Annotated in this window: 20 protein-coding genes; 3 read left to right on the plus strand and 17 right to left on the minus strand. The window is 49.8% G+C overall.

The annotated features are described in order from the left end of the window. Positions 1 to 18: 18 nt before the first annotated feature. The 10 genes from JUF10_RS02175 to arfA all read right to left on the minus strand — a co-directional run bounded on the left by JUF10_RS02175 (position 19) and on the right by arfA (position 11,385). Positions 19 to 1,062, minus strand: coding sequence for a zinc-dependent alcohol dehydrogenase family protein (locus JUF10_RS02175; protein WP_203640605.1), 1,044 nt, complete (start codon positions 1,060 to 1,062; stop codon positions 19 to 21). A 67-nt stretch (positions 1,063 to 1,129) separates the two neighbouring features. After that, complete coding sequence (locus JUF10_RS02180; RefSeq protein WP_203640606.1) at positions 1,130 to 1,606, minus strand: flavodoxin family protein; 477 nt, start codon at positions 1,604 to 1,606, stop codon at positions 1,130 to 1,132. Between the two features lie 425 nt (positions 1,607 to 2,031). After that, positions 2,032 to 2,469, minus strand: coding sequence for a MerR family transcriptional regulator (locus JUF10_RS02185; protein WP_203640607.1), 438 nt, complete (start codon positions 2,467 to 2,469; stop codon positions 2,032 to 2,034). A gap of 20 nt (positions 2,470 to 2,489) precedes the next feature. Beyond that, positions 2,490 to 3,143, minus strand: a complete 654-nt coding sequence (locus tag JUF10_RS02190) for an NAD(P)H-binding protein (RefSeq protein ID WP_203640608.1) — start codon at positions 3,141 to 3,143, stop codon at positions 2,490 to 2,492. Between the two features lie 236 nt (positions 3,144 to 3,379). Then, entirely contained in the window at positions 3,380 to 4,024 is a 645-nt protein-coding gene (locus JUF10_RS02195; protein ID WP_203640609.1) for a TetR/AcrR family transcriptional regulator, read from the minus strand. A 641-nt stretch (positions 4,025 to 4,665) separates the two neighbouring features. After that, on the minus strand, positions 4,666 to 4,974 hold the full coding sequence (locus JUF10_RS02200) for a type II toxin-antitoxin system RelB/DinJ family antitoxin (protein WP_203640610.1): 309 nt from the start codon (positions 4,972 to 4,974) through the stop codon (positions 4,666 to 4,668). A gap of 110 nt (positions 4,975 to 5,084) precedes the next feature. Continuing rightward, positions 5,085 to 6,047: a beta-galactosidase small subunit gene (locus tag JUF10_RS02205; protein ID WP_203640611.1), complete on the minus strand. Its 963-nt coding sequence runs from the start codon at positions 6,045 to 6,047 to the stop codon at positions 5,085 to 5,087. Continuing rightward, entirely contained in the window at positions 6,031 to 7,917 is a 1,887-nt protein-coding gene (locus JUF10_RS02210) for a glycoside hydrolase family 2 TIM barrel-domain containing protein (RefSeq protein ID WP_203640612.1), read from the minus strand. Before JUF10_RS02210 ends, JUF10_RS02205 begins: the two co-directional genes overlap by 17 nt. A gap of 509 nt (positions 7,918 to 8,426) precedes the next feature. Continuing rightward, positions 8,427 to 9,869, minus strand: coding sequence for a glycoside-pentoside-hexuronide (GPH):cation symporter (locus JUF10_RS02215; RefSeq protein ID WP_236008130.1), 1,443 nt, complete (start codon positions 9,867 to 9,869; stop codon positions 8,427 to 8,429). Positions 9,870 to 9,918: 49 nt separating this feature from the next. Further along, positions 9,919 to 11,385 (minus strand): arabinosylfuranosidase ArfA, encoded by a 1,467-nt coding sequence (gene arfA, locus JUF10_RS02220; protein WP_203640613.1) that lies wholly within the window; start codon positions 11,383 to 11,385, stop codon positions 9,919 to 9,921. Between the two features lie 208 nt (positions 11,386 to 11,593). Between arfA and JUF10_RS02225 the strand changes: the two genes are divergently transcribed. Beyond that, positions 11,594 to 12,496: an ArsR/SmtB family transcription factor gene (locus tag JUF10_RS02225; protein ID WP_203640614.1), complete on the plus strand. Its 903-nt coding sequence runs from the start codon at positions 11,594 to 11,596 to the stop codon at positions 12,494 to 12,496. Positions 12,497 to 12,835: 339 nt separating this feature from the next. Continuing rightward, positions 12,836 to 13,735, plus strand: coding sequence for a hypothetical protein (locus JUF10_RS02230; RefSeq protein WP_236008131.1), 900 nt, complete (start codon positions 12,836 to 12,838; stop codon positions 13,733 to 13,735). Between the two features lie 413 nt (positions 13,736 to 14,148). Here the strand turns inward: JUF10_RS02230 and JUF10_RS02235 are convergent, their stop codons facing one another. The 4 genes from JUF10_RS02235 to JUF10_RS02250 form a co-directional block, all read right to left on the minus strand. Continuing rightward, positions 14,149 to 14,958, minus strand: coding sequence for a DUF2399 domain-containing protein (locus JUF10_RS02235; RefSeq protein WP_203640616.1), 810 nt, complete (start codon positions 14,956 to 14,958; stop codon positions 14,149 to 14,151). Next, positions 14,939 to 18,073, minus strand: coding sequence for an SbcC/MukB-like Walker B domain-containing protein (locus JUF10_RS14050; RefSeq protein WP_236008132.1), 3,135 nt, complete (start codon positions 18,071 to 18,073; stop codon positions 14,939 to 14,941). Before JUF10_RS14050 ends, JUF10_RS02235 begins: the two co-directional genes overlap by 20 nt. After that, the gene (locus JUF10_RS02245) at positions 18,074 to 19,081 is read right to left on the minus strand and encodes a hypothetical protein (RefSeq protein WP_203640617.1); all 1,008 of its coding nucleotides are present in this window, start codon (positions 19,079 to 19,081) and stop codon (positions 18,074 to 18,076) included. Between the two features lie 193 nt (positions 19,082 to 19,274). Further along, positions 19,275 to 20,783 (minus strand): hypothetical protein, encoded by a 1,509-nt coding sequence (locus tag JUF10_RS02250; RefSeq protein WP_203640655.1) that lies wholly within the window; start codon positions 20,781 to 20,783, stop codon positions 19,275 to 19,277. A gap of 196 nt (positions 20,784 to 20,979) precedes the next feature. Here JUF10_RS02250 and JUF10_RS14175 point away from each other — a divergent pair, with 196 nt between their 5' ends. Next, positions 20,980 to 21,111 carry a hypothetical protein gene (locus JUF10_RS14175; protein WP_268911958.1) on the plus strand — a complete coding sequence of 44 codons (132 nt, stop codon included), beginning with the start codon at positions 20,980 to 20,982 and terminating at the stop codon, positions 21,109 to 21,111. A gap of 195 nt (positions 21,112 to 21,306) precedes the next feature. Here the strand turns inward: JUF10_RS14175 and JUF10_RS02255 are convergent, their stop codons facing one another. The 3 genes from JUF10_RS02255 to JUF10_RS02265 all read right to left on the minus strand — a co-directional run bounded on the left by JUF10_RS02255 (position 21,307) and on the right by JUF10_RS02265 (position 23,282). Continuing rightward, complete coding sequence (locus JUF10_RS02255; protein WP_203640618.1) at positions 21,307 to 22,197, minus strand: EamA family transporter; 891 nt, start codon at positions 22,195 to 22,197, stop codon at positions 21,307 to 21,309. 160 nt (positions 22,198 to 22,357) lie between these two features. Then, on the minus strand, positions 22,358 to 22,612 hold the full coding sequence (locus tag JUF10_RS02260) for a CsbD family protein (RefSeq protein WP_203640619.1): 255 nt from the start codon (positions 22,610 to 22,612) through the stop codon (positions 22,358 to 22,360). An 88-nt stretch (positions 22,613 to 22,700) separates the two neighbouring features. Then, positions 22,701 to 23,282, minus strand: coding sequence for a hypothetical protein (locus JUF10_RS02265; protein WP_203640620.1), 582 nt, complete (start codon positions 23,280 to 23,282; stop codon positions 22,701 to 22,703). Positions 23,283 to 23,309 lie beyond the last annotated feature (27 nt).

Raw genomic sequence — 23,309 nt, forward strand, 5'->3', positions numbered from 1 at the left:
TAATTGTAAACCGATTATTTACTCACTAATAACCAACAACGACTTAATCGCCTCACGCTTATCCATCGCCGCATAGGCTTCTGCCACGTGGTCGAGGTCGAAACGCTTGGTGAACACCTTACCTGGGTGGATCTCACCCTTCAAGACGGCGTCCAATAGTACGGCGCTGTCGTAGGTCGTTACGGAAGCAATCCCACCCCGCAAGCCAATGTTCTTCCAGAACAAGTTGTTGGTGTTCATTTCGGCCTTTTGCGGCACTCCTACCCGGCCAACGACGGCGCCCGCGCGGCCAACTTTAACGGCCGTATCCACGGACTGTTCCGTCCCGACACATTCGAGCACGGCGTCGGCCCCGGCACCAGCGGTCAGCTCCAGAACGCGTTTAACCGCGTCATCGCCCCGTTCGGCCACAATATCGGTCGCGCCAAATTCGGTGGCCAAGGCTTGCCGGTCGGCGTGCCGACTCATCGCGATGATCCGCTTAGCGCCCCGGAGTTTGGCGGCAATCACGCCACACAGCCCCACGGCACCGTCGCCCATGACCACGACCGTGTCGCCAGCCTTGACTTCGGCGGTCGCAGCGGCGTGGTAGCCGGTCGCCATGACATCGGCCAACGTCAAGAGGTCGTTCAGTTGCGCATCGGAGTAATCGCTAGGCTGGCCCGGAACCTTCACCAAGGCCCAATCCGCGTTCTTGAAACGTAGGTATTCACCCTGATAGCCCACGATTTCATCATCGGTCCGCGCGTTTTCACAGTTGCCATCGAAGCCGGCCAAACAAGCCGCACAGTGGCCACACCCATGAGTAAAGGGCGCGATGACAAAGTCGCCGGGCTGCACGTTGGTCACATCACGACCAACACTTTCGACGATGCCGATAGCTTCGTGGCCGACCGGCGTATTCTTTTGCCGGTCGTTGATGCCGCGATACCACCAGAGGTCGGACCCGCAGACGCAGGCGCGCACGATTTTTAGAACGGCGTCGGTTGGATTCTTGACGCTGGGTTTCGGTAATTCTTGGGCTTCCACTTTGCCCGGTTCAACGAAGACTGCTGTTTTCATAACTTCATCCTCCAATTAGTTATTGATACGGTCAGTGTATGCCTTGAAGTGAGCTTCAAGGCAAGGGTTATTTGAAATTAGCCCACCAAGCCGGCAGCTGTTGGTCGGCCGTGGCTAAATCACCGGCGGTCATGCCAATTCCGGCCACAACATTTGCTTGTGGAATCAGCCCGGCAAAGTCAGCTTCATAGCCACCGGGCGTTCCGGCATCCGTGTAAAATGGCGCGACCGTGCCGGTAAAGTTGGTCAATTGCCGTAAGAAACTTCGAACGGGCGTGGCGACCTTGGCCGACCACACGGGGCCACCAACCAGAATCGTGTCAAACAGTGTGAGGTCGGGCAGCGCGTTGGTCAATTTCGGCAAATCACCGCTGGCAAGTTGCTGATTCGCCACGTCTGAAGTCGCGTACATGTCGTTCGGGAAAGTTCCCGCCGGCACGGTCAACGTGACCCGCGTCGCACCAGTCACCCGTTGTAGCGCCGTCGCCATCTTCGCCGTGCTTCCGGACCACGAATAATCAACGATCAAAACTTTTGTTGGCATTTGAAAATCCCCTTTGTTGTAGTTGTTACCTCTAGCATACAGGGTTACAGTTGGTTGAAGGCAAGGGGAAGTCACAATTTTTTTGAAGCGTCTCTTTACTAACGAAATTTAGAGAGCATTTGTAACGGTGCTTTTGAAATTTTGGCAAAAAAAGAGCAAACTTGACCTAATCAGAGAGGAAAATCATGACTCGGGGAATCAAGCCGTTATCTATATTGCTACTGATGGTTATCGCATTCTTCACTGACTTATATCGGTCAATGTTGCCAAACTGGCTCGTATTCGGCGTATTTGCCATCTTGTTCGTTACGGTTGCCAGCTATGCCTATCATGTCGTCACAAGAAAATAATCATTATCACGGCAAACGGGACGCGCAACCATTATCGTTGTGCGCCCCATTTACTATTTCCGTTAAACCACATGACTAAACCCCATCGTCAGGCGTTTCCTCCTGATGATCAACCTTATCTGCATGTTCCTTTTCCAATGCCCGTAGTTCTGCCTCGGTGGTCTCCATGTGGTCGTAGAAGTGGTTGAGCTTGTAATTCAGGTGGTCGATTGCCGCCTGCAAGTCGTCACGTTTTTCTTCCATCACGGCCAGCTGTTCCTTCAGCAAGGACTTTTGTTCCTTGGTGTTGTCCTCTTGGGCATCGAACAGTTCGATGTACCGCCGCAGATTTTCAATGCTCATCCCCGCAGCCCGCATCTGGGTCACGAAGCGAATCCGCCGAATGATGCGGTCATCGATGTCGCGGTTGCCCACCGGGGTCCGGTCAATGGCAGGAATGAGGGATTCTTTTTCGTAGTAGCGAATCGCCGCGGAAGAGACACCCGTTTTTTCGCTGGCTTCTTTGATGTTCATTTTATTTCAGCTCCTTAAGTTTAGTAAACCGGTCGATTCTGCCCCTCGGTTGCGGGGTCTGCCATCCCGATACTATCACGACTGTAGCGTGTGGGGTCCGCAATCATCTTCAAGACGACATCGGCCACGCTGGCCCGCGACCCAGAAACACCGTTGTACGGTTGGTCTTTGGTCGTGACGGTGTAGCTAATGTCGCGGTCGTTCAACCAAGGCAAACGTAATGTCGTGTAGTCCAGGCCAGATTGTGCAAGTAGCTTATCTGATTCCCGAGCTGGGGTCATCCCAGCGCCAATCATTTCCAAGTTCCAGCGGCCAAATTCACCACCGACTTCATCGTAGAGCCCGAGAACGTTGGTAAATAACACGCGGTCCACGTGATTGGCGTGCATGGCGCTGATGACGTTCTTGGTCAACCGATTCCGCCGGTCGTGATCGACCATCGCTACGAAGATCAAGTCTTGGCCCGCCATGGCAGCGGTCACGGCGGCTTCATCAGCGATATCACCATCGACGAGCGTCACGCGCGGATTATCCTGCAGGTCGCTGAGCCGACTGGCGTTACGGAGAAATAGCGTCAACTCAACGTCCGCAAATGTTGCTTCGGTTAAGATACGCTGTTCAACGAGCCGCGCAATTTGACCGTTAGCGGCTAAAATCATGACTTTTTTACTCATTATTAAGACTCCTTTGTCTGCGGCAACCAGTATTTAAAGTCACTGGTCGTCCTTCTAAGTTCACATTTACCAGTGTTGGGGAGACCTCTCCAACTACTTGAATGACCTTAGATTAAACCTTCATGTACGCTTCAAGGCAAGGGAAAAGTTGACTTTCCCCCCCAACCGCATAAAAGCCGCAGACACACCTAAACTCAGTGTTCTGCGGCCTATTTTCGATTGGTTAATACTTCGCTCTAAGCAATCAACGCATACGTCGCCCGGAACTCGCGCAAGATAGTCGCTTTAAAACCTTCAATCTGCTTCATGTCCAACTGTTCCTGCACGGCGGGGACCAGTAACCCCGTCAGTTGGAGTCGCAATGTGGCCGCCAAATAGGTCTCGGCGCGGTCCAGTGTGAGTTGGTGCGTCTTCACCTGCTGCAAGACCGTTTGGACCAGCGCCTCTGCTTGGAACAAGACATAGGCGGCGGGGAACTCTTTGACGATGAAATTGGCCTGCTGTCCCTGATCGACGTAGACCTCCAGTTGGCCAAAATAAACTCGGTAGGCCCCAGTGAATTGCTGGTACAACGCCGGATAGGCCTTCTTCAGCTCTGTGGTAAACGTTTCGGTCGTTGACCCCATTAGCAGTAGCGAATCCAACCAAATTGGCAGGAACGTTGCTGGCGCAAAGTGCCGCGGAACGGGATGTTCGGCGATGAATTGCAGGTGGCGAGCCACCACCGCTTGGACGATTTCGTCCTTATTCTTAAAGTATAAGTAGAGACTGGCGCGACTAACATTTACGGCCGCCGCCAGTTTACTCATGGATACCGTTTGAAATCCTTTGATTAAAATCACGTGATTGAGCTTGATAGTCAGCTCTTTTTGGTCGATCATGGCGTTCAACTCCTATGAATCTAGAATAACATTTCTTGACGTTTTAGACAATATATTATACTATTTGTCTAAATTAAATTTAAAGAAGTCTTCATTTATGAAAAAGGTTGTTGTTTCTGGCGGTTCCGGTTTCGTTGCTAGCTGGGGCCTCACGGAATTTCTCACCCACGGTTACGCGGTGGTGACTAGCTTACGGTCCCTCGCCAAGGCCGACAGTATCAAGCAAGAACTCCATTGGAATTGGTTATTCCGTAATAAAAAAATCATAGGAATCCTGCTATTAGTTAGTAGACTATCCTATGACCTTTTAAGTTTGACCATATGCACTAAATTCTATTTTTATAATCTTGTCTGGCATAAAAAGCATGTAGGATATGTACGTAATTTTCCTGTACTGAATAAATAAGCACATAATTTTTTACGTACAATCTCCTTATGACAGTACCATCGCGCATAACGGCCCATCGTGGACATCTGAGAGCATTTCTATGCAATGACGCTATCGCCTGCATAAAATACTTTGATTGTTCAGTTGCTGCTGTATTATTCAATAATGCGTTTCGAATATACCCAACCAAATTTGTCATCTCTGTTGCCGCTTCATGATGCATGATAACTAGATAATGCTTAACCTGCCTCATCTAGTCTTCTAACCGTTTAGCAAACATCTCAGCAAGTTCACTCTCCGTTACTCCCGAATTATCCTTCATATCCGCTATTCTTCTTTTAAGCATCGCAACCATGGCAGGATCTAAATCATCCTCAGTGTAGACTCTTTCCTTTGTCGTTGGCTGGAAAGGCATCTCCCCATCCCGCGCAAACTGTTCGACAAACATATTAATTGCAGCAGTCAAATTAATTCCTAGTTTGCTTGCAACCTGATCCGCCTTATTTTTAGTTTCTGTATTCACACGAACCGTAAAGGCTGTTTTTTCTGATGCGTTCTCCATGTTACTAGCCTCCAGACTTGATGATACCTATATTATACCAAATAGGTTAAAATGCAAAAAGAAAGCACCAATCGCGTGTGCTTCCTTTTGCTATCTCTATTCAAATTAAGCTAGTCCTTAACCCCAGCAATTTCAAAGCTAAAGTCGTGGTCGATGTCGCCCGCAATGTGGTATTGCGGTTCGACGTCAGCGCCCCAGCTATCGATGCCCCCGACACCGCGGACGGCGCCAAAGATGGTCAAGACCGTGCGGCGAACCAGTGGCAACTCCTCAATATGAGTGGCACTTTCCAATTCCTCCGGCGTGTAAGGCAGGCAGCTAAAGGCAAATGGATGCCCGGTCTGCCGAATCGTCAGGCTGAATGGCTGGTGGTCGGGATCGGCATTGTTGAGCGTTGTGGCCCGCGTCACTTTGACCCAGTCGTTCCTCATGTGCATCCCGCACTCCTGCGGCACCATGTACGGCGTCACGGGCAGGCCATCAACGTGGTACGTGCCCGGACGACCACCCGCTTGCCGATCGGGATACGTTTCACCCGAGAGACCTTGGTAGTCAAATCCGGTGGCGGCGGTCGGCATGACTAACCGCAGACCAAACGCTGGCAACTCTGGCAAACCAGTTGCCCCGTTGTAGTGGACGTTGACCGCGATTTTACCGGTACCATCGACGATGTATTCGACCGATGCCGTGGTGGCAGGGGTCGTGGTGGTCGTGTAAGTGAATTTCACCGCGACCGTCGTGGCCGTTTCGTGGTCGGAATACTGGTTGTTGACGGGCGCAATCGGCAACTGAATCGGCTGACCATCAACAGCCACGTCGATTTGCGTGCAGGCACTGAACAGGTCGGCGCCCAACCATGCTGCGGACTTCGTGGAGAACCCATTACCGCGGTCATTGTCGGTCGTGGCCCGCCAGAAAGCCGGATTCGGCGTGCGGTACAGCCATTCCTTGCCGTATTGGACCAGCGACTCCAACCCATGCCGGTCGTAAGCGAAGATGTAGTGGAACCCGGGACCGCTCAGTCCCAAGGTCTCGTCGCCATAAATCACGTTTAATTTAGTCGTGTTGGCCATAGTAGTAGTCCACCTCCTGTAGTGCTGGTTTCGGCGTGCGGTCGGCAAAGAGCAGGCCATCGCCGGAAAATTCATAGTTGGCGTGCCGGTCATCGAAGTCCCCGCCGTAACGGAGAACGGGTTGACCAGTCACCGTATCCTTGACCCAGAGCGCTTGGTCGATGTAATCCCAAATGAAGCCCCCCTGATACATTGGATACTTATCAATTAAGTCGGTATAACTGTTCATGCCACCCAGGGAGTTCCCCATGTCGTGCATGTACTCACAGTTCACAAACGGCTTGGCCGGATCATTCTTCAAGTAGTCCTCGATGGCATCCGGATGGTCGTACATCATACTTTCCATGTCGGAGATACGATCCGCATAATCCCGGTTACGGCAAACGCCCTCGTAGTGGGTCAGCCGCGTTGGGTCAACGTCGTGGTAGTACTTGTCCATGGCCGCGATGTCGTCGCCGGCGTAGGATTCGTTCCCTAATGACCAGATCAAAACGGCCGGATGGTTCTTGAACATTTCGTAGTTGCTCTTGGCCCGGTCGAGCACGGCCAATTGCCATTGTGGCAAGCTGCCCGGCACGTTGTAGGACGGCTCAACGGCACCCATCTTTTGCCAAGTCCCATGCGATTCAAGGTTATTCTCAGCCATCATGTAGATCCCGTTGCGGTCACATAGGTGGTACCACTCGTCCTGGTCGGGATAGTGACAGGTCCGTACGGCGTTGATGTGATTTTCTTTAAAAATTTGTTGGTCGTAATCCATGTCGGCTTGCGTCACGGCACGGCCACGATGGGCATCCCATTCGTGACGGTTGACGCCGTTTAAAATCAAGCGTTGACCGTTGAGTTCCATGACTTTGTTCTTCATTTCAAAGCGGCGGAACCCGACTTGGTAAGGCACGACTTCGACCAGATTCCCCGTGGCGTCGCGCAACTCGACTTGGAGCTGGTAGAGGTACGGGTCGTGGTGGTTCCAGAGGTGAACATGATTGATGGTCGCGGATATGTCTAGCGTGTCAGCGGCCTCATTTTCGGTCGTCCAAATGGCCTCACCGGTGTCGTTCAAGAGGCTCACGTTGACGGCCCCCGCTAGCTCATCGGCAGCGGATAATTTCAAATTGACCCGCAAGTCGCCGGTCACAAATTCATCGTCGACACCCGCCCGAATCGTCATGTCTTCGACGTGTAAGGCTGGCTTGGCGACCAACCGCACGCTACGGAAGATACCGGAAAAGCGGAACATATCCTGATCTTCGAGGTAGGCAGCGGTGCTGTGCTTAAAGACCTCAACGGCCAGAATATTGTCGCCAGCCTGAAGATAAGGCGTCAGGTCGAATTCGGAACGGCTGAAGCTATCTTCGGCATAACCTACGAATTGGCCATTTAACCAGAGATACATCGCCTGTTCGACCCCGTCAAATTCGATGCTGACCCGCTTGTTTTGCAGTGCGGTGGCCAGTGTGAAGTGTTTGACGTAAGCCCCCACGGTGTTCTCGGGGTCGGTGCTAAACATGCCCTTTTCGGGACGGTCGGCACCCATGCTGTAAGCGGGACGGCGGTAGTGCTTGCCTTCCCACGGATAAGTCGTATTAATGTACTGGATCTGGCCGTAACCGGCGAGTTCGATGTGGCCAGGAACGGTCAATTGATCGAAGTCGGAACGGTCGTAATCGGTCTCATAGAAGCCGACTGGACGATGTTGGGGATCCTTCGCAAAAGAAAATTCCCAGGAACCGTCGAGGCTTTGAACCAAACTACTCTGCTTGGCCAGGGCTTCGGCAACCGTCGCATACCCGCGGTGGTCGCTGTGAGCTGGTAACTGGTTGATCCGAAAAGTCTGGGGATCATCCAGCCATGAAATTTCTGCTTTCAAAAGTTTTCCTCCTTTTTAAAACGCTTACACTGATAATTATACAGCAGAATTACTGGGATACCAGCGAAGTCGAATTAAATTGTAATATGAAAAGTGACTAAACCAGTTTGGTCTAAATTCATCATCAAGACGACCGGTTTAGCCACTTATGCATTAGACTAATTTTTTGATTTTAATTGACATGGTGGTACTTTCGCCTTACCGGCCGACAGATATGGGCTGGAACGGTGCGGACACAACTTGAAGCCTCGAAAGTACCGAGTCTACAAGCTTGGTCTTCTACTAAGCCAACGGAAGACCACCGTCAGCTAAGTAGAACGACGCGCCTGAGCCCATATCTGCCGACCTCTCGGCTTAGGTGGAAGCTCTCTGGCAACCTAGTAGCTAGCTGAATATCCAGAACAATCTCACAATTCGATGTTGCTACTGGAAAGGATCAATCCGAGCCAACAGAATTTCTAGCAACCGCAGTCCACCCATTTCATACCAATTCATCAATCAATACAGGACTACTTGACGTTTTCAGCGCCCAACTTCTTCTGCAATTCTTCAACGATTTCGGCATGTTTCTTTTCGGAGATATTAACCTTGAAGACGTAGATGAGCAACGCGAGGATGTGGACAATCAAGCCAGCCCAGAAGGCAAAGGCCTTGAAGAGGGTAATCCCACCGGCTGTAATGGAAGCGGCCGTGGCGGTACCGGTCATGCCGGCAGCAACGGCAACCCAACCAACGACCCCGTTAGAAATCGCACTGGACATCTTGTCGAGCATTGGCCGAATAGCCAACGTCACGGCTTCACTCCGCGTCCCATTCTTCAATTGACCATATTCGATGGTGTCGGTCAACGTCAGAATAACGGCCATGAAGATAAAACCTTGTGGCACGTAGTACAGAACTAAGGCGACCATGACCATGAATAAATTATCGGTTGAGACGATCAGGATGATGTAGGCCAAAATCATGGCACACATGCTGACGGCATAAATCGTCTTCCGCGTGACCCATTTATTAATGATTGGGTACAGTGGTGACGTGAAGAATCCTGAAATGGTTGGAATCAAGCCGGCGATCCAGAACAGACCTGGCTTGTCCAAAACGTACTTGAACATGTAGAACATCAGCCCAGCAGTCGCAGCGTTCCCGAACCCGTAAACCAAGTATGGTAGCGCAGTCCAGAGCATCTGGTCGTTATGTGCCAAGGCCCAGAACATGTCTTTCAAACTCGTCTTTTCCTTAGCGGCATTCCGCAAAACGTTTTGCTTTTCGTGGGTCCCCAAGGCAACGATAAATGAACAAATAATGGCAACAGCGGCAATAATAATCCCGAAGGTCGTCCAGCCCGCTTGGCCTTCGTTATGCTTCCCAGTAGCGAGATAAGTGACGTAGGTGACGACTGGAACGATGGTCATCGTGACGATATTTTGACCAAATCCAGTAAAGTTCCCAGCGGCCGTAAAGATGGACCGTTCGTGGCTGTCTTCACTCAAGGCAGGAATCATGCCCCAGTAGGAGACGTCCCGGAAGGAGTAGAAGATATCAAAGATGGTGAAGATCGGAATAAAGAGAACCATGAACCAAGTGGTGTTTGACCGTGACAGCCCGAAAATCCCGGACATCAGGACAATCAGCAGCAAGGCGGAAACCGTCCCGGCACCGATCAACCAAGGCTTGAACCGGCCCCAACGCGTGTTCGTGTTATCAACGATATTCCCAATGATTGGATCAATAAAAATTTCAAGAATTCTGAGGACGAAAATGAGTCCCGTAATCATAGCAATTGATTTGGTAGCCTGAGACTTTGACACGCCGGTGAACATGGCCGTCGTGACGTAAATCATAAAGTAAGTCCCAAACATCATTGATAACGCAGAATGGCCAAAGTTCCCAAAGGCAAAGTTGACAACTGGCCAAATCTTACTCTTATGGGCAACTGTTTTTGTAGCATCCATTGTAAATCACACTTTCTGTTTTAAAATTGTGTGGCCCGCCTAATCCCAATTAGACGGTAAACGTGATGACGTTCCAAGAAAACGGTTTCAAAATAATCTGACCGTCATCCTGAATATTCTCCTCAGATACGGACTGCTCCGGTGAGTTCTTGAACTCGGGATCGGTGCAGCTATAGCTGAGATGACTGGTTTCTTGGAGCCGATCATCGTTGAGTTTCACGGCCAGGTCCAGCGACTCCGTTTGATGCCGGTTGACTGCGAAAATCGTGTAATGGTGATCGTCATTCTTAACGGTGACGGCATCCAGGTACGGCACATCGCCGAACTCTGGAACCTGGTACGTTGGCGACTGCGCACTGGTTCGTAGCGCCGTGCCATGAGCGTATTTGGAAACGTCTCGCAACGGCGTAAAGATGGTCTGTTTCAGGAGGCCATCCTTGGTCGTCAGGATTGGCGCAATCACGTTGACTAACTGGGCAAAGCAGGCAATTTTGACCCGATCGGCATGTTTCAACAGCGTAATCAGCGATGACCCAACGAGTAAGGCGTCCTCAAAATTATAGACATCCTCCAACCGATGCGGCGCCTGTTGCCAAGGCTCAAGGTGCGCATCGTGTTCGTTGGAATGGTACCAGACGTTCCACTCATCAAAGGAAATGTTGAGTGTTTTATCTGACTTCTTCGTCGCCTTCGCCGCGTCACAGAGTGCCACGACGGAATTGATGAACTGATCCATCCGAATCGACTTGGCCACGTGATGCATGGTCCCCTTTGATGGCAACTCATAGTACTGATGCATCGAAATGTAATCGACGTTGTCGTAGCATTCATCTAGCACGGTCGATTCCCAGGTCCCAAACGTCGGCGTGTGCTCGTTGGAACTCCCGCAGACGACGACTTTGATGCTAGGATCAAGGCTACGCATGGCCTTAGCGGTTTCGTTGACCAACTGACCGTACTCGTGAGCGGTCTTATGGCCAATCTGCCACGGCGCATCCATTTCGTTACCGAGACACCAGAACTTCACATGGTAGGGTTCTGGATGCCCGTTTTCGCGGCGTTTGTTGGCCCAATATGTATTCGTATCAAGGTTACAATACTCCAGCAAGTTGCAGGCATCCTCGATTCCCCGCGTTCCCAAGTTGACAGCAATCATGGCTTCCGCATCGACCTTCGTCGTCCAGTCCATGAAATCATCGAGACCAAACTGATTGGATTCCACGCTCTGCCAAGCCAAGTCGACTTTTTGCTGACGCTGGTCACGCGGCCCAATGCCGTCCTCCCAGTGATAGCTGGAAACAAAGTTACCACCCGGATACCGGACTAACGGTACGTTGAGCTCTTTTACGGCTGCCATAACATCCTTACGTAGCCCAGCATCGTCGGCTAGCGGACTATCCGGATCGTAAATGCCACCGTAAATGCTGCGCCCCATATGTTCTGCTAAAGACGAATTAATCCGGTGGTCAATCTGACCGATGGGAAATAAGTCCGTCGCATAAAGCTTTCCTTGCATAAATTCTATCCCTCCTTCGTTTTCCGACATTTATGGTAGCAGGTCTATGTAAGCGCTGTCAATGGATGATTAGGTAAAATATGAACTAAATAGGTAAATTTTGGGGTTACGTTCACTAGTAACACTATTTTCGACCGAATTACGGGTTTTATAGCGGCTTTATGTTAATATATATATGAACCTAATATACAAATGAGGTGAATATTTAATGGAAATCGACTTAAATCAAGACTCAGTCGGGCTGCTCAAAGCCTTGGCTAGTCCCATTCGACTCCGTATCATTGACCTGCTCTCTAAACGAGAAATGAATATCCAAGAACTCAGCGCGCACCTCCACCTCAGCAAGTCCATCGTGAGTGCTCACGTGAACCAGCTGGAACGGGCAAAAATCATTGAGACGACACGGAAACCGGGTAAGAATGGCGTCCAAAAAATCTCGCAGTTGCGGGTCAGTTATTTAGGTATTAATTTCCCCAACCGTAAGGAATCGGCCTACTCCCACTACGAGACGCACTTACCGATCGGTCACTATGTGGATTACGATGTCGACCCAGTTTGTGGTTTGGCAACAACAAAGAGCTACATTGGCCACTTGGATGATCCGAAATATTTCATGGATCCTGACCGGGTCAACGCTGGAATCCTTTGGTTTGCCAAGGGTTATGTTGACTACAAAGTGCCTAACCTATTGGACCGCTCGCAAACGATTCAGCAGGTCGAAATCAGTTTTGAAGTTGCCTCGGAATTTCCATTCACCAACGACAATTGGCCCTCCGATATCAGCTTTGAACTCAACGGCATCGACCTCGGCTTCTGGGAAAGTCCTGGTGATTATGCGGATGTTCGTGGCGAACTGAACCCGGAATGGTGGCCGAACAACATGAACCAGTATGGCTTGTTGAAGACCTTACAAGTCACGCATGAGGGTACGTTTGTCAGCGGTGAAAAGATTTCTAACGTGACCATCGACGACTTCTCTCGGCAAACGCAGTATTGGAATCTGCGGCTGGCGGTGAAGAAAACGGCGAAACATGTTGGTGGGCTGACTTTGTATGGTAAAGGCTTTGGTAATCATGATCAGGACATTGACTTTCGCTTCTACTATCTCTAATGTCTCTAACAAAAACGACGCGAGCCTCTGCTCCCGCCGTTTTTATTTATTACCGAGAATTTCCCCCAATTATAACCCGGGTTAATACCGTGAAATTTCGATGATTTCTCCAATTTTTGTCCTTTTGTGGAGTTACACTCCCCCATCATTCCCCAGACACCTGTGTTCCATGTGCCTTCTGAACATGAAATTTATTCCCCGGGAAATATTTACGCACTTCTGGGAAAATATTTTCGCTAGTACCGCATCAATCCAAATTTAATAGCTCATCTTCCCTATTATCTATACTTGAATCAGGTATAATTGAGTATGTCGTCAAAATTAGGAGGCTGGAAAAGCGTGAGTAAAGTTGGTAAATGGAGCCTTGGTCTATGCGCATTGATTGCTGCATTTTTAATGAGCAACCTGATTGGCAATGCGCAAACCGAAAAGCCTAGTGCTATCGTAAAAGTCGGTGATTTTGCCGCTAGTACTGATTTTTTAAATTTAAGCCAATACTTTCAACTAACGCGTGACGTTACGGTTAAAGTGGCTTACATCCCGACGAAAAAAGTCGGTGCGCCCGTCAAACGAGCGCTTACTCTTCCTGCAGGTACCGATGTTGCCGGCTCCCTGACCACGACTAAACGGCATGGTTACTTGGTCCCCAGTCTGCAACTTTACTTGGCTCGCCTCAGTTATCCGCTAATCCAGCAAAGTGCGCCCAAAGGTTATACGATCGACCCGGGCGCTGGTGCTTATGATCCTCAGGTCACTTTAAAGGCCACGGCCGAGCTCACGGCATTCAAACGCGTCAAAGTCCCTGATTTCATGCCCGGTTATAGTCATGGTGACCTCTACATTGGTGGTGCCAAGGCCGCATTAAGTCCCATGGAACCATCTAGTAAGAGTCTACGAATTACGCCCGATGGTTACGCTGAAGTCCTAACTTATGATCCTACAGTAAGCACTGGCCTAGGATTCTATCAAAAACCAACCGGGATGGCTAAAATCACGAAGACGGATTACCATGACCCTTACCGGCGGCTCTACTTTAGCCATGATATTAAAGGGGTCAAAACCAAGCGAGTCAGCCATACCGGTGCTTATCAATACCGACTGACCTTGAAGAACCTGCATAATCCGCAACACACATTAGGTGACGAAGACAACGGTATTGCCGGAACCTTTAATAGCCTCTACTCAGTGGGCGGGACTCCCTACTTTACATTTATTGGATACGATGGCATTAGTGGTTAATGCCCTGAGACGAGCAGATTATGGCTCGTCTTTTTTATTTACAGGTGCTTCCCAAAATAATCGGTCATCACTCTCCACATCGGTAAATTGGCAATTTCACCATAAGCCTCACAAAATAATTACCCGCTGATTAGTTTCCTCAGGGCCTAAATTGCTGGGTAAAACGACTTTTTCCCACTACCTCACTTTCCGTGCTAAACTTTCGGTAAGTATCAAATCTAGTCAGGAGGAACGGCCCATGTGGATTAAATTCATCGCATCTTTTGCTGCTTTGTTTATTACCGTGACCTTAGTAACTCTGGGAACGAGTCAGGTTCCTAACGATTTGACTGCCCATGACAAACATCTTTAGTGATAACGAAAAATGGCGTCGAGAAACCCTCATTTGAGTTTCTCGACGCCATTTCTGACACTCATTTCATTTTTAACCAGGGAACAATCAACGCTTCATACTCCGCAATCAATTGTTCCTGTTCGACAAATTTTTTGACTAAGGTCAGTGAATCTAATTCTTGCTGAAACACCGGTGCTTTTACCGTCAGTGGTCGTGTCCGTTGTGGATCAGTCTTCCCTTTTAACGTCAGCCATTTTAGAACATTCGCTGGCGTCTGAATGGCGGTGAATTCTACTGGATCAATTGCTAGTTCATCTAATAGATGATCCGCTATCTGAATGCCACGACTATCGAGATCACCTAGATAGGTAAACTGTACCTCACGTTGGACTAAATTTTCCATCAACGTCACGTACGCTGAATTGAAGTCGTTGCCGGATTGATCAATCAACGGCCACTCTGGATGGAGACGAAGTAGCCAAGCAAAGACACCATTATTCTCAACAATTACGACCCGGCGATGACGCAAGGGGAAGTCTTTCATGGACGCAATCTGCCACGGATTTAAAGTCAGCGGCTGGGGCAGATCCGTCTCAAAAACATTGGCACAGATGAAGGCCATCCCAATCAGCTTCGCTGTCACCTCGTGAACCTGATTCCCCGTAAAACAATTGGCTAATACCCATTGATAATAGTCGTAAACAGCCGGGTTCTCTTGCGCATCGTTCAAGCTGTGGGCTGTTAATCCAGCTTCAACCGCTTGCTGACCACGCGGCGGTAAGTTTTCTCCGGCCGCAATTCGGTCAAATAGGCGATCCAGTCGATCAGCGTTTTTCGGTACCAGTTTTCCCGTTTCCGCGACGTACCGTTTATGATACTGACTTGGCATGAGCATCCCCCCAACTCAAGGCTTCCCGGATAATATTACGATGGAACCGCCCGTCATTTTGATTCTGCGGTGCAATCACATCGTACGCGATATTATCCACTCGGTCAGCCAAAATCTTGTTCTGCGCCCCACTCGGCATCGTCGCAATAAAGTTGAAGCCAAACCGAGCGATTGTCTTGGCAAAGGACTTCGCCGTTTCCGGATCCAATTTATCCGCAAACTCATCAAACATCACTAAATATGGCGCATCGACATTTTTTGCACGCTGTAAGACCATCTTCGGCACCAACAGCAATGGTAAGACCATTGCCTGCGCCTTTTCAGCACCCGATCCCCCGGACTGAACAAATTTATCGTCGACTTCTTCATAGTTGTCTTCTGCGCTTTGACGCCGTTTGATCAGCACCTTAAAGGCTGACCATTGACGTGTATCGAGCAAGCGCTGGGCCGCGTCCATGAACAGGTCGTCATCGTCAGCAACCGTTAAATCATTAGCCAATTTTTCCAGCCGGTTACGGATTTCCGCAACTAGTGCCGGTCGTTTGTCGGCCAACGGATCACAAGCTTCTTTGATCACTTGGTCGCTGACCTCGGTCGGTGTTAGTTCAACCTTCAACTTAATACTTTGTTCACGGCTAACCCCTTCCGTTAACATCCGGTTATAGTCCGCAATCAATCGATATTGCGCAGTAATCCGCTGGATTGCAGCTGTTAAATACGTATCCTGAGCCACGTCGTTTCCAGTCGTCAATTCCTTCAATGATTTCGTCACATGATTCTGGTCTGTGGTCATCAACAGCAATGCTCGATTGATGTCAAAGGCAATAACTGTCAACCCATTCTGGTTTACAGAACGTTGCTGACGCATGGCACTGGCAAAGTCGGTATAGCCACGCTCTTCAAATAGGGTATCCAGCGCATTCCGGTCAATCCCGTTGCTGTCATTATGATGGATCAAACGACTGATCCGATCACTAATATCACCATAACTATTATTACGAACTTCACTCCGATTCTCCTGCACAAACGCAATGGCACTGGTAATCGTCGTCAACTGTGCTTCTTGTGGTTGGTATGGCGCCAACGTTTCCAATGCTATTCGCCCTTGTTCCGCTAACTGATCCAAGCGAGCCTTCATCCGTGCCATATCTTCCTTAGCCGTGGCGATTTTTCCTTCCGCTATGGCACGTTGATTATTTAGCCGTTGTTGTTCACCATTCAGCTGTGTCTGCTCGGCCTCAGCCTGCTCAATCTTCGTGTCAATTTCAGTGTCGACAATCAACGCATCACGACGTTGCTGAGTATCCGTTATTTCTGCGGTAATGCGTTGCTCATCAAAGTCAGGTTCAACGGCTGCCAAAACATCTGTAATCTGTTGGTCAAAAAATTGCTGCTGTTGTGCCAACTGATCAAGTTGCTGTTGACCTGCGGCTATCTTTTGTAGCAGATCCGTCAGCAATCGGCGCTGCTGACGGAGATCAATCAAGAAGTTTGGCATTTTGAGGATGTGTTTCAGGTCTGGATGATCCGTTAATAGTTGTTGTTGCTTTGCTAATAGTCGCTGAAATTCACCGTTCATCTGAGCGGCACCGGCATCATGGACTTCCCGGTTATCCTGATGAATATCTTTTCTTACACGGCCGTATAACGGCCCTTGGGCGTGTTCATCGATTCGCCCGCGCAGTTCATCACGCATCTCCACGACGATTTGAACATCTTTGCTCACACGTTCCTTGGCCCGTTCGCAATCATCATACTGATTACGAAGGTCCTTAAATTGCTGAAGGTATTCGCCTAAGCGCTGCGCCAACTTGGCTGCATCGACTTCCGTGACCACATCCATCAATTCTGGCAGTTCCGTTGCTTGAGTAGCTAACTTGGTCAGCAACGGCCGCAACTGTTGGTCGTTTAGTTCCTGCTGCTGAGCTGTCACCGCACTTTGTTTTGTTGTGACCACTGCCAACTTTTTTCGTAATTCCGTCAGCTGCTCCTGCTGCTTGCGATACGTCACCAAACGTTGTTGAAGGCTAGTGATCTGCTGTTCGTACTCTTTTCGCCGTTGAACGATACCATCTTGGTTAGCCTTTTCTTGGCGTAACCCTTTCAGCGTATCTTCAACCTGTTTCAGATTCGTTGCCATCAACATAAGCTGCTGCGTGACCTGGCCAATCGTCTGCTGATTTTGACTCACGGTCTCTTGCTTGCCCTCAAAATCCTGATGGACTTGACTATAAGGGTCTAAGATTGCTTCCCGCAAATGATTCAAGTTACGCCAGAAGATTTCTTTTTTCATCCGTTGGAGGCGCTCTTCCGCCTTCTTCAGCCGTTGAAGCACCCCCTTGGTCCGATTAACTTCTCGTTGGCTATCCGCAACCTGATTGATCACCTGTGAGTCGATTCCCTCTTGTGCGTTTTTCAGGGCTTCTCTAATCGGGGTGAAACGGGCATTTCCCCCAGTCAAGATTGGCGAGGCCAGCAACCGGTAGACCGCGGCCAATTTTCCTAACGCTTCCCCGTTCGAAAAACCGTAAACTTGCGTGGCAACATACTCTCGGTAAGCCGGTGCCTGATTAAAAATATGTAATTTTTTCCCTAATCCAGCATTAGCCGTACGAAAATCATCTTCATCCAAACTATTACCGTCAGCGTTAGTCGTCACGATGTCTAAGTTAGTCGTTGCGTCATCACTAATGGCGACAAACCACCACGTTGGCTTACGTAACTCGCCCACAGCACGATGAGCACCTAGGCCTAGAATGGCCTGCCGAGTCTTTGACCGCAGCAACAAGTAACTATAGCCGGTGCGAACCTTCATGGCCCCTGGTCCCCATCCCACCAACATGCTCTCAAAATTCCGCGTATCACGCTGACTATTTCGTGGCGTTCCCGTACTTTCTAAACGATCAGTCCCTTTGGCCGAATTAAATGAAGGTGTGGCAATCGATCCATCGATCAACATTGGAAAAAAACAGTTAGCCAGTGTCGTCTTTCCAGCCGCATTTTCCCCAATCAACGTCAGATTTCCATTTTCCGCGGCAGTTAAGTCCAAGTTTGAGTACTTATTAAAGTTTCGCAGGTGAAAGCTCACCGGCGTTAATTGAGTTCTTAATGTCATTTACTTCTCCTCCGTTGTGGCCTGCTGTGTGCGCATAGTAAATCGGTGGGCGATGGGTGTCGGACTGACATAACCATCGCGCTCACGAACCAATGCCATGTCAGTCAGCGCCTGCTTGACCATTGTGACGTTGATCGTACTCTCTGGAAATAGCTGGTGAACAATCTGATGAATCCGCGTTGTTACCATATCCTTCGGCAATCCCACGCCCAATGAACGTGCCACTGCGACAGCCGCGACTGCGGGCTTCGCCTCACTTTTTTTCCGCGACTTATCTAACAGTAACGCGTAGTCATCCCCACATTCCAGGTCAAACCGATCTAATTGAGCCCACTGTTCGGCAATCTCTGTCTTGTGCGTCACCAGGTCTAGCCAAACCCTTGATGACCGGTCAACGTATCGTTGCGTCAAGAGTACCCGATTCACTCGCTGTAACGGCGTAGGTTCCGGAGCCACTGTGGCCGCCTGTAGATGTTCGACCAAACAAGCTGCCACATAGTTAAAGTCCGGACTAATGTCCCAATAATCATCGATCTCTTCCGTTCGTTCAACGGCACTGACCTCCGGCATATCCGGCGTGAACAGTCCAAATCGGTCAACAAATAACGCCGTGATGCGCCGCCGAATTTCCTTTTCATCGAGGTTCACGACCTCACTGTGAACCTGACTAACGATGGTCTGGGTCAAAACGACCCGGTCACTCTGCTGATTCTGTAATTCCGGTAAATTAATAATGGCCTTGAGTGTCGCCAACAAGACATGGACCGAGTCGGCATCTAGACGCTGGTCGCCCAGAAGAAACAAAAGATTTTCCTGATAGTTATCCGGAACAACGCCTAATAGACCTTTGAAAAAGCTATTTAGCCGTTGCTGGGTCAATGGCCGCTTTAAAGCGTTAATCGCATCGGCCATTTGTTTGCTAGTCTGTGGCGTGATGGTACTGGTAAAAATCCCATGATCTAGTAGTTCATTGACGATGAGTTGCTCTGGTCCGTGTAAGTCGCTCATAGGCACCCGCTATGCAAATGACGAAAGATTCCGGTCAGTCCCCAGCCTTTCAAATTTGCATATTTCCTTTCTCTGTTTTGTCAGTATAGCATGTTAAGTCGAACAAACGTTCTTGTTTACATAAACAATATAATCTTTACCAACTCGGTACAGACCGTTCGCCTGCCAAATTTCGAAATCTGACTGTCACTTCCTATAAAGAGTCGGCCGTCGGTGCAAACCAGACCGCAAACCCACTCGGCAAGGTCACCGTGTAGGATTCATCGCCACAATGGACGTGAACTGGCTGACTATCTGGCAGTGCCTCAACCTTCACGACCGGTCGGCCAAACGGCGCAAAGCTATCGTAATGGTCGATTCCGGTCGCACTATACAACCGGATCAGCTCGTCACGCGCATGAATCGAAGTCATCTCCAAATCGTGATTGACCTCTCCATAATCGGTCCGTTGCATGACCACCCGCTGAAATTCTGCCAGTCCTTCCTGGTCATCGGCTACGTCTGGGTCATCGTCCGCCAACTGTGGGTTATCCGCCTCGGTAACAGTCACAGTCCGCTGTGGCACAGCCTCGTAAACGACCGCCCCCATCGTCGTGGCATCCAGTAAATCAGCGACATCGTCCACTTCTCGGTCCTGTGGCAAATGACGTGGCAATGGCTGCCGAACCACAATCGATTGATAGTGAGTCAGCAACTCATCGATTTTCCCCGTCAGCGCCTGAATATCGACCGTCTGCCCCTGAATGTGGTCGTACTCCTGGCTGAGCAGGCGAATCGCATCCAGAATCGTTTGAAATAGGAGGTAGACCGTGTCCATGCTGCTATCGATTGCGGTTGGACTGGGGTCAAAGCTGGCGGCTAACCGGTCTAATTGCCGTTGTGTATAGTCCCGTGCCTTCTGAAACCGAATCAACATCTTCCCTTGATCACCCACGGCATGGGCGGCATCCAGGTCGTCGCTCCCCTGCTGACTGCGGGCGACTCGCTGACTAAAGTCGGTGGAATTGGCCAACGACTGTAGCCGCGGTCCCTGTGCGAGTAATTTTCGAAACGCTGGAATCGCGCGGTCTCGTAGCATTTCTTGTAGGTGACTAGCCGCCTCACCACCGTGATTGAAGGCCAGGTCATTCGCCAGTTCGCTGAGGTCCTCGTCCAGCTTATGCATCCCCTTCATCACGTCCGCATAAGCTGCCAGCATATTTTGAAAGTCGTTGTACAACTGCGTGCTATCCGCGGCCAGACTGGGATCCGTCAATTTAACAACTAAATCGCAATATTCCTGAATCCGGGTAATGTTAGCGGTCACCGTATTATCAGCGTCGATGACTCGCTGCATCATGGTCAAATACTCGATGCCACTGCTGGTAATCTTGTACACGAACGACTGCTGAATGTGGTAAGCCCCATTTTTCATGGGCAACCGCACTTTTCGGGGCGCAACCTCGACCAATTTAGCTTGATCACTCAATACGTCTAAAACACGCTTTAAGACAATATCAGTTAGTGGTCGCTCATCTAGCTCGAGATAATTAGCGTTGTACACCTGTAATAAGGTCCCCAATGTTGTCACAACACCACTCGTGGCGCCGTCATGGTATAAAATGGTCAGCACATTCCAGCCGGCCAATCGGTGATCGCGACTCAAGCCTAAATTGCTGGCCAACAATAGATCTCTTAATTTATTGGATAAAGTAACGGCGATGATGACAGCCCCCTCTTGGTTTTCCTTTTTGTATACGTAAAAGATGCCACCCGGTCTAGACAATCCTTGCCCTCAACCTAGCAGTTTCATCATGTCCGGTCAACCAAACTGCGGAGCGAGGAACGGTGACTGGCCGCAACGACTTTTCCCCCACACCAGCCGATTCATGGTAAACTACCGGTGAGGAGGCCGTGCCATGAGCAAAACGTTGAAAATGATTCTCGCCATCATCATTCTCGGTGCCACCGCCAGTATCGTACTGGGCCACCGGATTGTTCGTAGCCAAGCAATCGCAACACCAACCGTCTTCGTGCAGAAGACAAGTTAAAAGGGCCTGAGACAAAAGTCTCAGACCCTTTGTGCGCTCCGAACGTATATTGCGGAAACGTGCGACAAAAGGCAGTCAACTCCGCTTAACCCCGATAGACAAACAATCCAAAACCGGGATTATTCGTCTATCGATGTTAATGCTCATTGACTAACCGCCTTCTATCCCACTCTCGTTTGTTTCACATGAAACATTTTAATCGAGTTGACTGCGGCGCTGCATGCCCCAAACGTTGGGCAAAACGACCGCCGAAATGATGATCACTACGCCCAAGATTTGCAGCCAGCTCACGGTTTCGCCTAATAAGATAAAGGCTACCGTGATGGATGACGGCAATTCCAGCGACGATAAAATCGGACCGATTCCCAGGTCCAAGTACTGCATGAAAATCGAGTAGGCTACCAACGGAAAGACCATTGAGAACAAGGCAATCAGCATCCCCCAGCCAATCGTTGGTGCTGTGATGCGGGCCGTCGCGATTTGCGGTCCCCAGACAATGGAAATCAGGATAAAGGCACCGACGCAGAGCAACCACGTTTTACTTAGCGGGTCGAGGTTATTGCCCAAACTCGCCGTAAACTGCATGGTGCAGGCATAAGCACAGGCCGCCAAGAAGCTGAGGAACAGTCCCCATGGCGAGAGTGCCTGCTCAATCGGAAAGAGCCCCGCTGCCAATACCGTTCCAATCAGGACCAGAACGATACTCAATACCTGTAGCCGCGTTGGCCATTGGCGATGGATAATGGCACCCAACAGGACCGACAACCAGACGGCCTGCATCAACATGACCGCAGCCGCAGCCACCGGAATTAATTTCAGCGACTGGATGTAGAACGTATTGGTAAACCCGGAGGCCGTCCCCGCAGCAATCACCAACAGAACCTGCTTCCAGTTGGTGTGCTGGTAACGTAGCCACCGCCGCCGAGCAATATGAATCACACCGAGAATGATCACGGCACTTAAAAACGACCAGAATAATAACGGCCCGTTGACGACGCCTTCGCGAGCAGCAATTTTAAATAACGACGCGGGCACACCAAAACTGAGCGCGCCCAACCCCACAAACAGGGGTGCTAACTTCTTCAAAAACTCACCTCATCTAGATTAAGACTCCGACGTCTATTATACACGTCTAGATTGGGAGATAGCGGGTAAGGTGCGGGGAACTTACCTTCAACTTGTTCCCATTTGTTCCACGTGAAACAAAAAAAGCGGCCACCCATCAACTCCGGCGCCGCTACCTAACTTATTCTGCTAAATCTTCCCGTACACCTTCGATGGCATCCTTAACTTCACCGCGGCCCTCGTGAAATTTTCCTTTGAGCTGGTCGACCGGATCATCGGTGACCGCCCCTTTCCACTGCTCCGCCTTGCCAACCACCTTATCGGCAACACTATCGGCATGGGCGCGCAACGCACGTAATTGTTCCTTGTCCTGCAACAATAGGTAGCCTAACGCCACATTGGCCGCTAAACTAACGCCTAACAGTAAATTTTTCATGCGGGTCGCCTCCTAGATTAGTTATTTTGGCTAATAGATTATAACAATTAGTATATCGGAGTATGTATTCTTAACGCAATCAATCTGCTCACAGCTCCAGCGGATTCAGTGCCGCCAACGCTAAAATGTAGACCGCTAACGTCACAACGACCCCGACCCAATTTTGGCGCCAACTGGTCAAGAAGGCCTGCAACCACCGAACGCTATAATGGTCGCTCGCCACAAATCTGGTTCCCAATTGCGTGTCACGTGCTAGTCGGGTCGCAAAATATAAGACGCCCAACTGGCCAATGACCAACAATACCCGCATGACGAAAATACCCACGCCATCATTAAATGACATTCCCAATTGGGCTAGACTGCTCACACTAATGCTGATGCCCCACATCACTGGCAATGCTAACGGCCACTTCAATGGTAGCATTGAAAACAAAACCAATACGGCAACGAACCGCAATCCCACCCAGCTCGCGTCTAAGAGTGAGCCACCGGTGAAATGAATTGGCGCTGGAATTGCCGGGGTGTAGCCTTGTTTCGTGAATAAGCTTAAATTTAATAGCAAAATAATAATGCCCCACCCAATAAAAAAGGTAATTACCTGAGATGACGTTTGAAACGTTTCGCTGGGCCGAAAGGGTGCGACCCACCACCGTTTACTCTCCACTTTCACGCACAAGACTCCTTCCATTCATCGTCC

The organism is Levilactobacillus andaensis (assembly GCF_016861695.1).
Lineage (GTDB): Bacteria > Bacillota > Bacilli > Lactobacillales > Lactobacillaceae > Levilactobacillus > Levilactobacillus andaensis.

Bases quoted from the DNA above. Each gene is read 5' to 3' on its own strand.
- JUF10_RS14050 (WP_236008132.1), bottom strand. From the start codon at position 18,073: ATGACATTAAGAACTCAATTAACGCCGGTGAGCTTTCACCTGCGAAAC.
- JUF10_RS02200 (WP_203640610.1), bottom strand. From the start codon at position 4,974: ATGGAGAACGCATCAGAAAAAACAGCCTTTACGGTTCGTGTGAATACA.
- JUF10_RS02260 (WP_203640619.1), bottom strand. From the start codon at position 22,612: ATGAAAAATTTACTGTTAGGCGTTAGTTTAGCGGCCAATGTGGCGTTA.
- JUF10_RS14175 (WP_268911958.1), top strand. From the start codon at position 20,980: ATGAGCAAAACGTTGAAAATGATTCTCGCCATCATCATTCTCGGTGCC.
- JUF10_RS02205 (WP_203640611.1), bottom strand. From the start codon at position 6,047: ATGGCCAACACGACTAAATTAAACGTGATTTATGGCGACGAGACCTTG.
- JUF10_RS02225 (WP_203640614.1), top strand. From the start codon at position 11,594: ATGGAAATCGACTTAAATCAAGACTCAGTCGGGCTGCTCAAAGCCTTG.
- JUF10_RS02245 (WP_203640617.1), bottom strand. From the start codon at position 19,081: ATGAGCGACTTACACGGACCAGAGCAACTCATCGTCAATGAACTACTA.
- JUF10_RS02235 (WP_203640616.1), bottom strand. From the start codon at position 14,958: ATGCCAAGTCAGTATCATAAACGGTACGTCGCGGAAACGGGAAAACTG.
- JUF10_RS02195 (WP_203640609.1), bottom strand. From the start codon at position 4,024: ATGATCGACCAAAAAGAGCTGACTATCAAGCTCAATCACGTGATTTTA.
- JUF10_RS02185 (WP_203640607.1), bottom strand. From the start codon at position 2,469: ATGAACATCAAAGAAGCCAGCGAAAAAACGGGTGTCTCTTCCGCGGCG.
- JUF10_RS02180 (WP_203640606.1), bottom strand. From the start codon at position 1,606: ATGCCAACAAAAGTTTTGATCGTTGATTATTCGTGGTCCGGAAGCACG.
- JUF10_RS02215 (WP_236008130.1), bottom strand. From the start codon at position 9,869: ATGGATGCTACAAAAACAGTTGCCCATAAGAGTAAGATTTGGCCAGTT.
- JUF10_RS02175 (WP_203640605.1), bottom strand. From the start codon at position 1,062: ATGAAAACAGCAGTCTTCGTTGAACCGGGCAAAGTGGAAGCCCAAGAA.
- JUF10_RS02190 (WP_203640608.1), bottom strand. From the start codon at position 3,143: ATGAGTAAAAAAGTCATGATTTTAGCCGCTAACGGTCAAATTGCGCGG.
- arfA (WP_203640613.1), bottom strand. From the start codon at position 11,385: ATGCAAGGAAAGCTTTATGCGACGGACTTATTTCCCATCGGTCAGATT.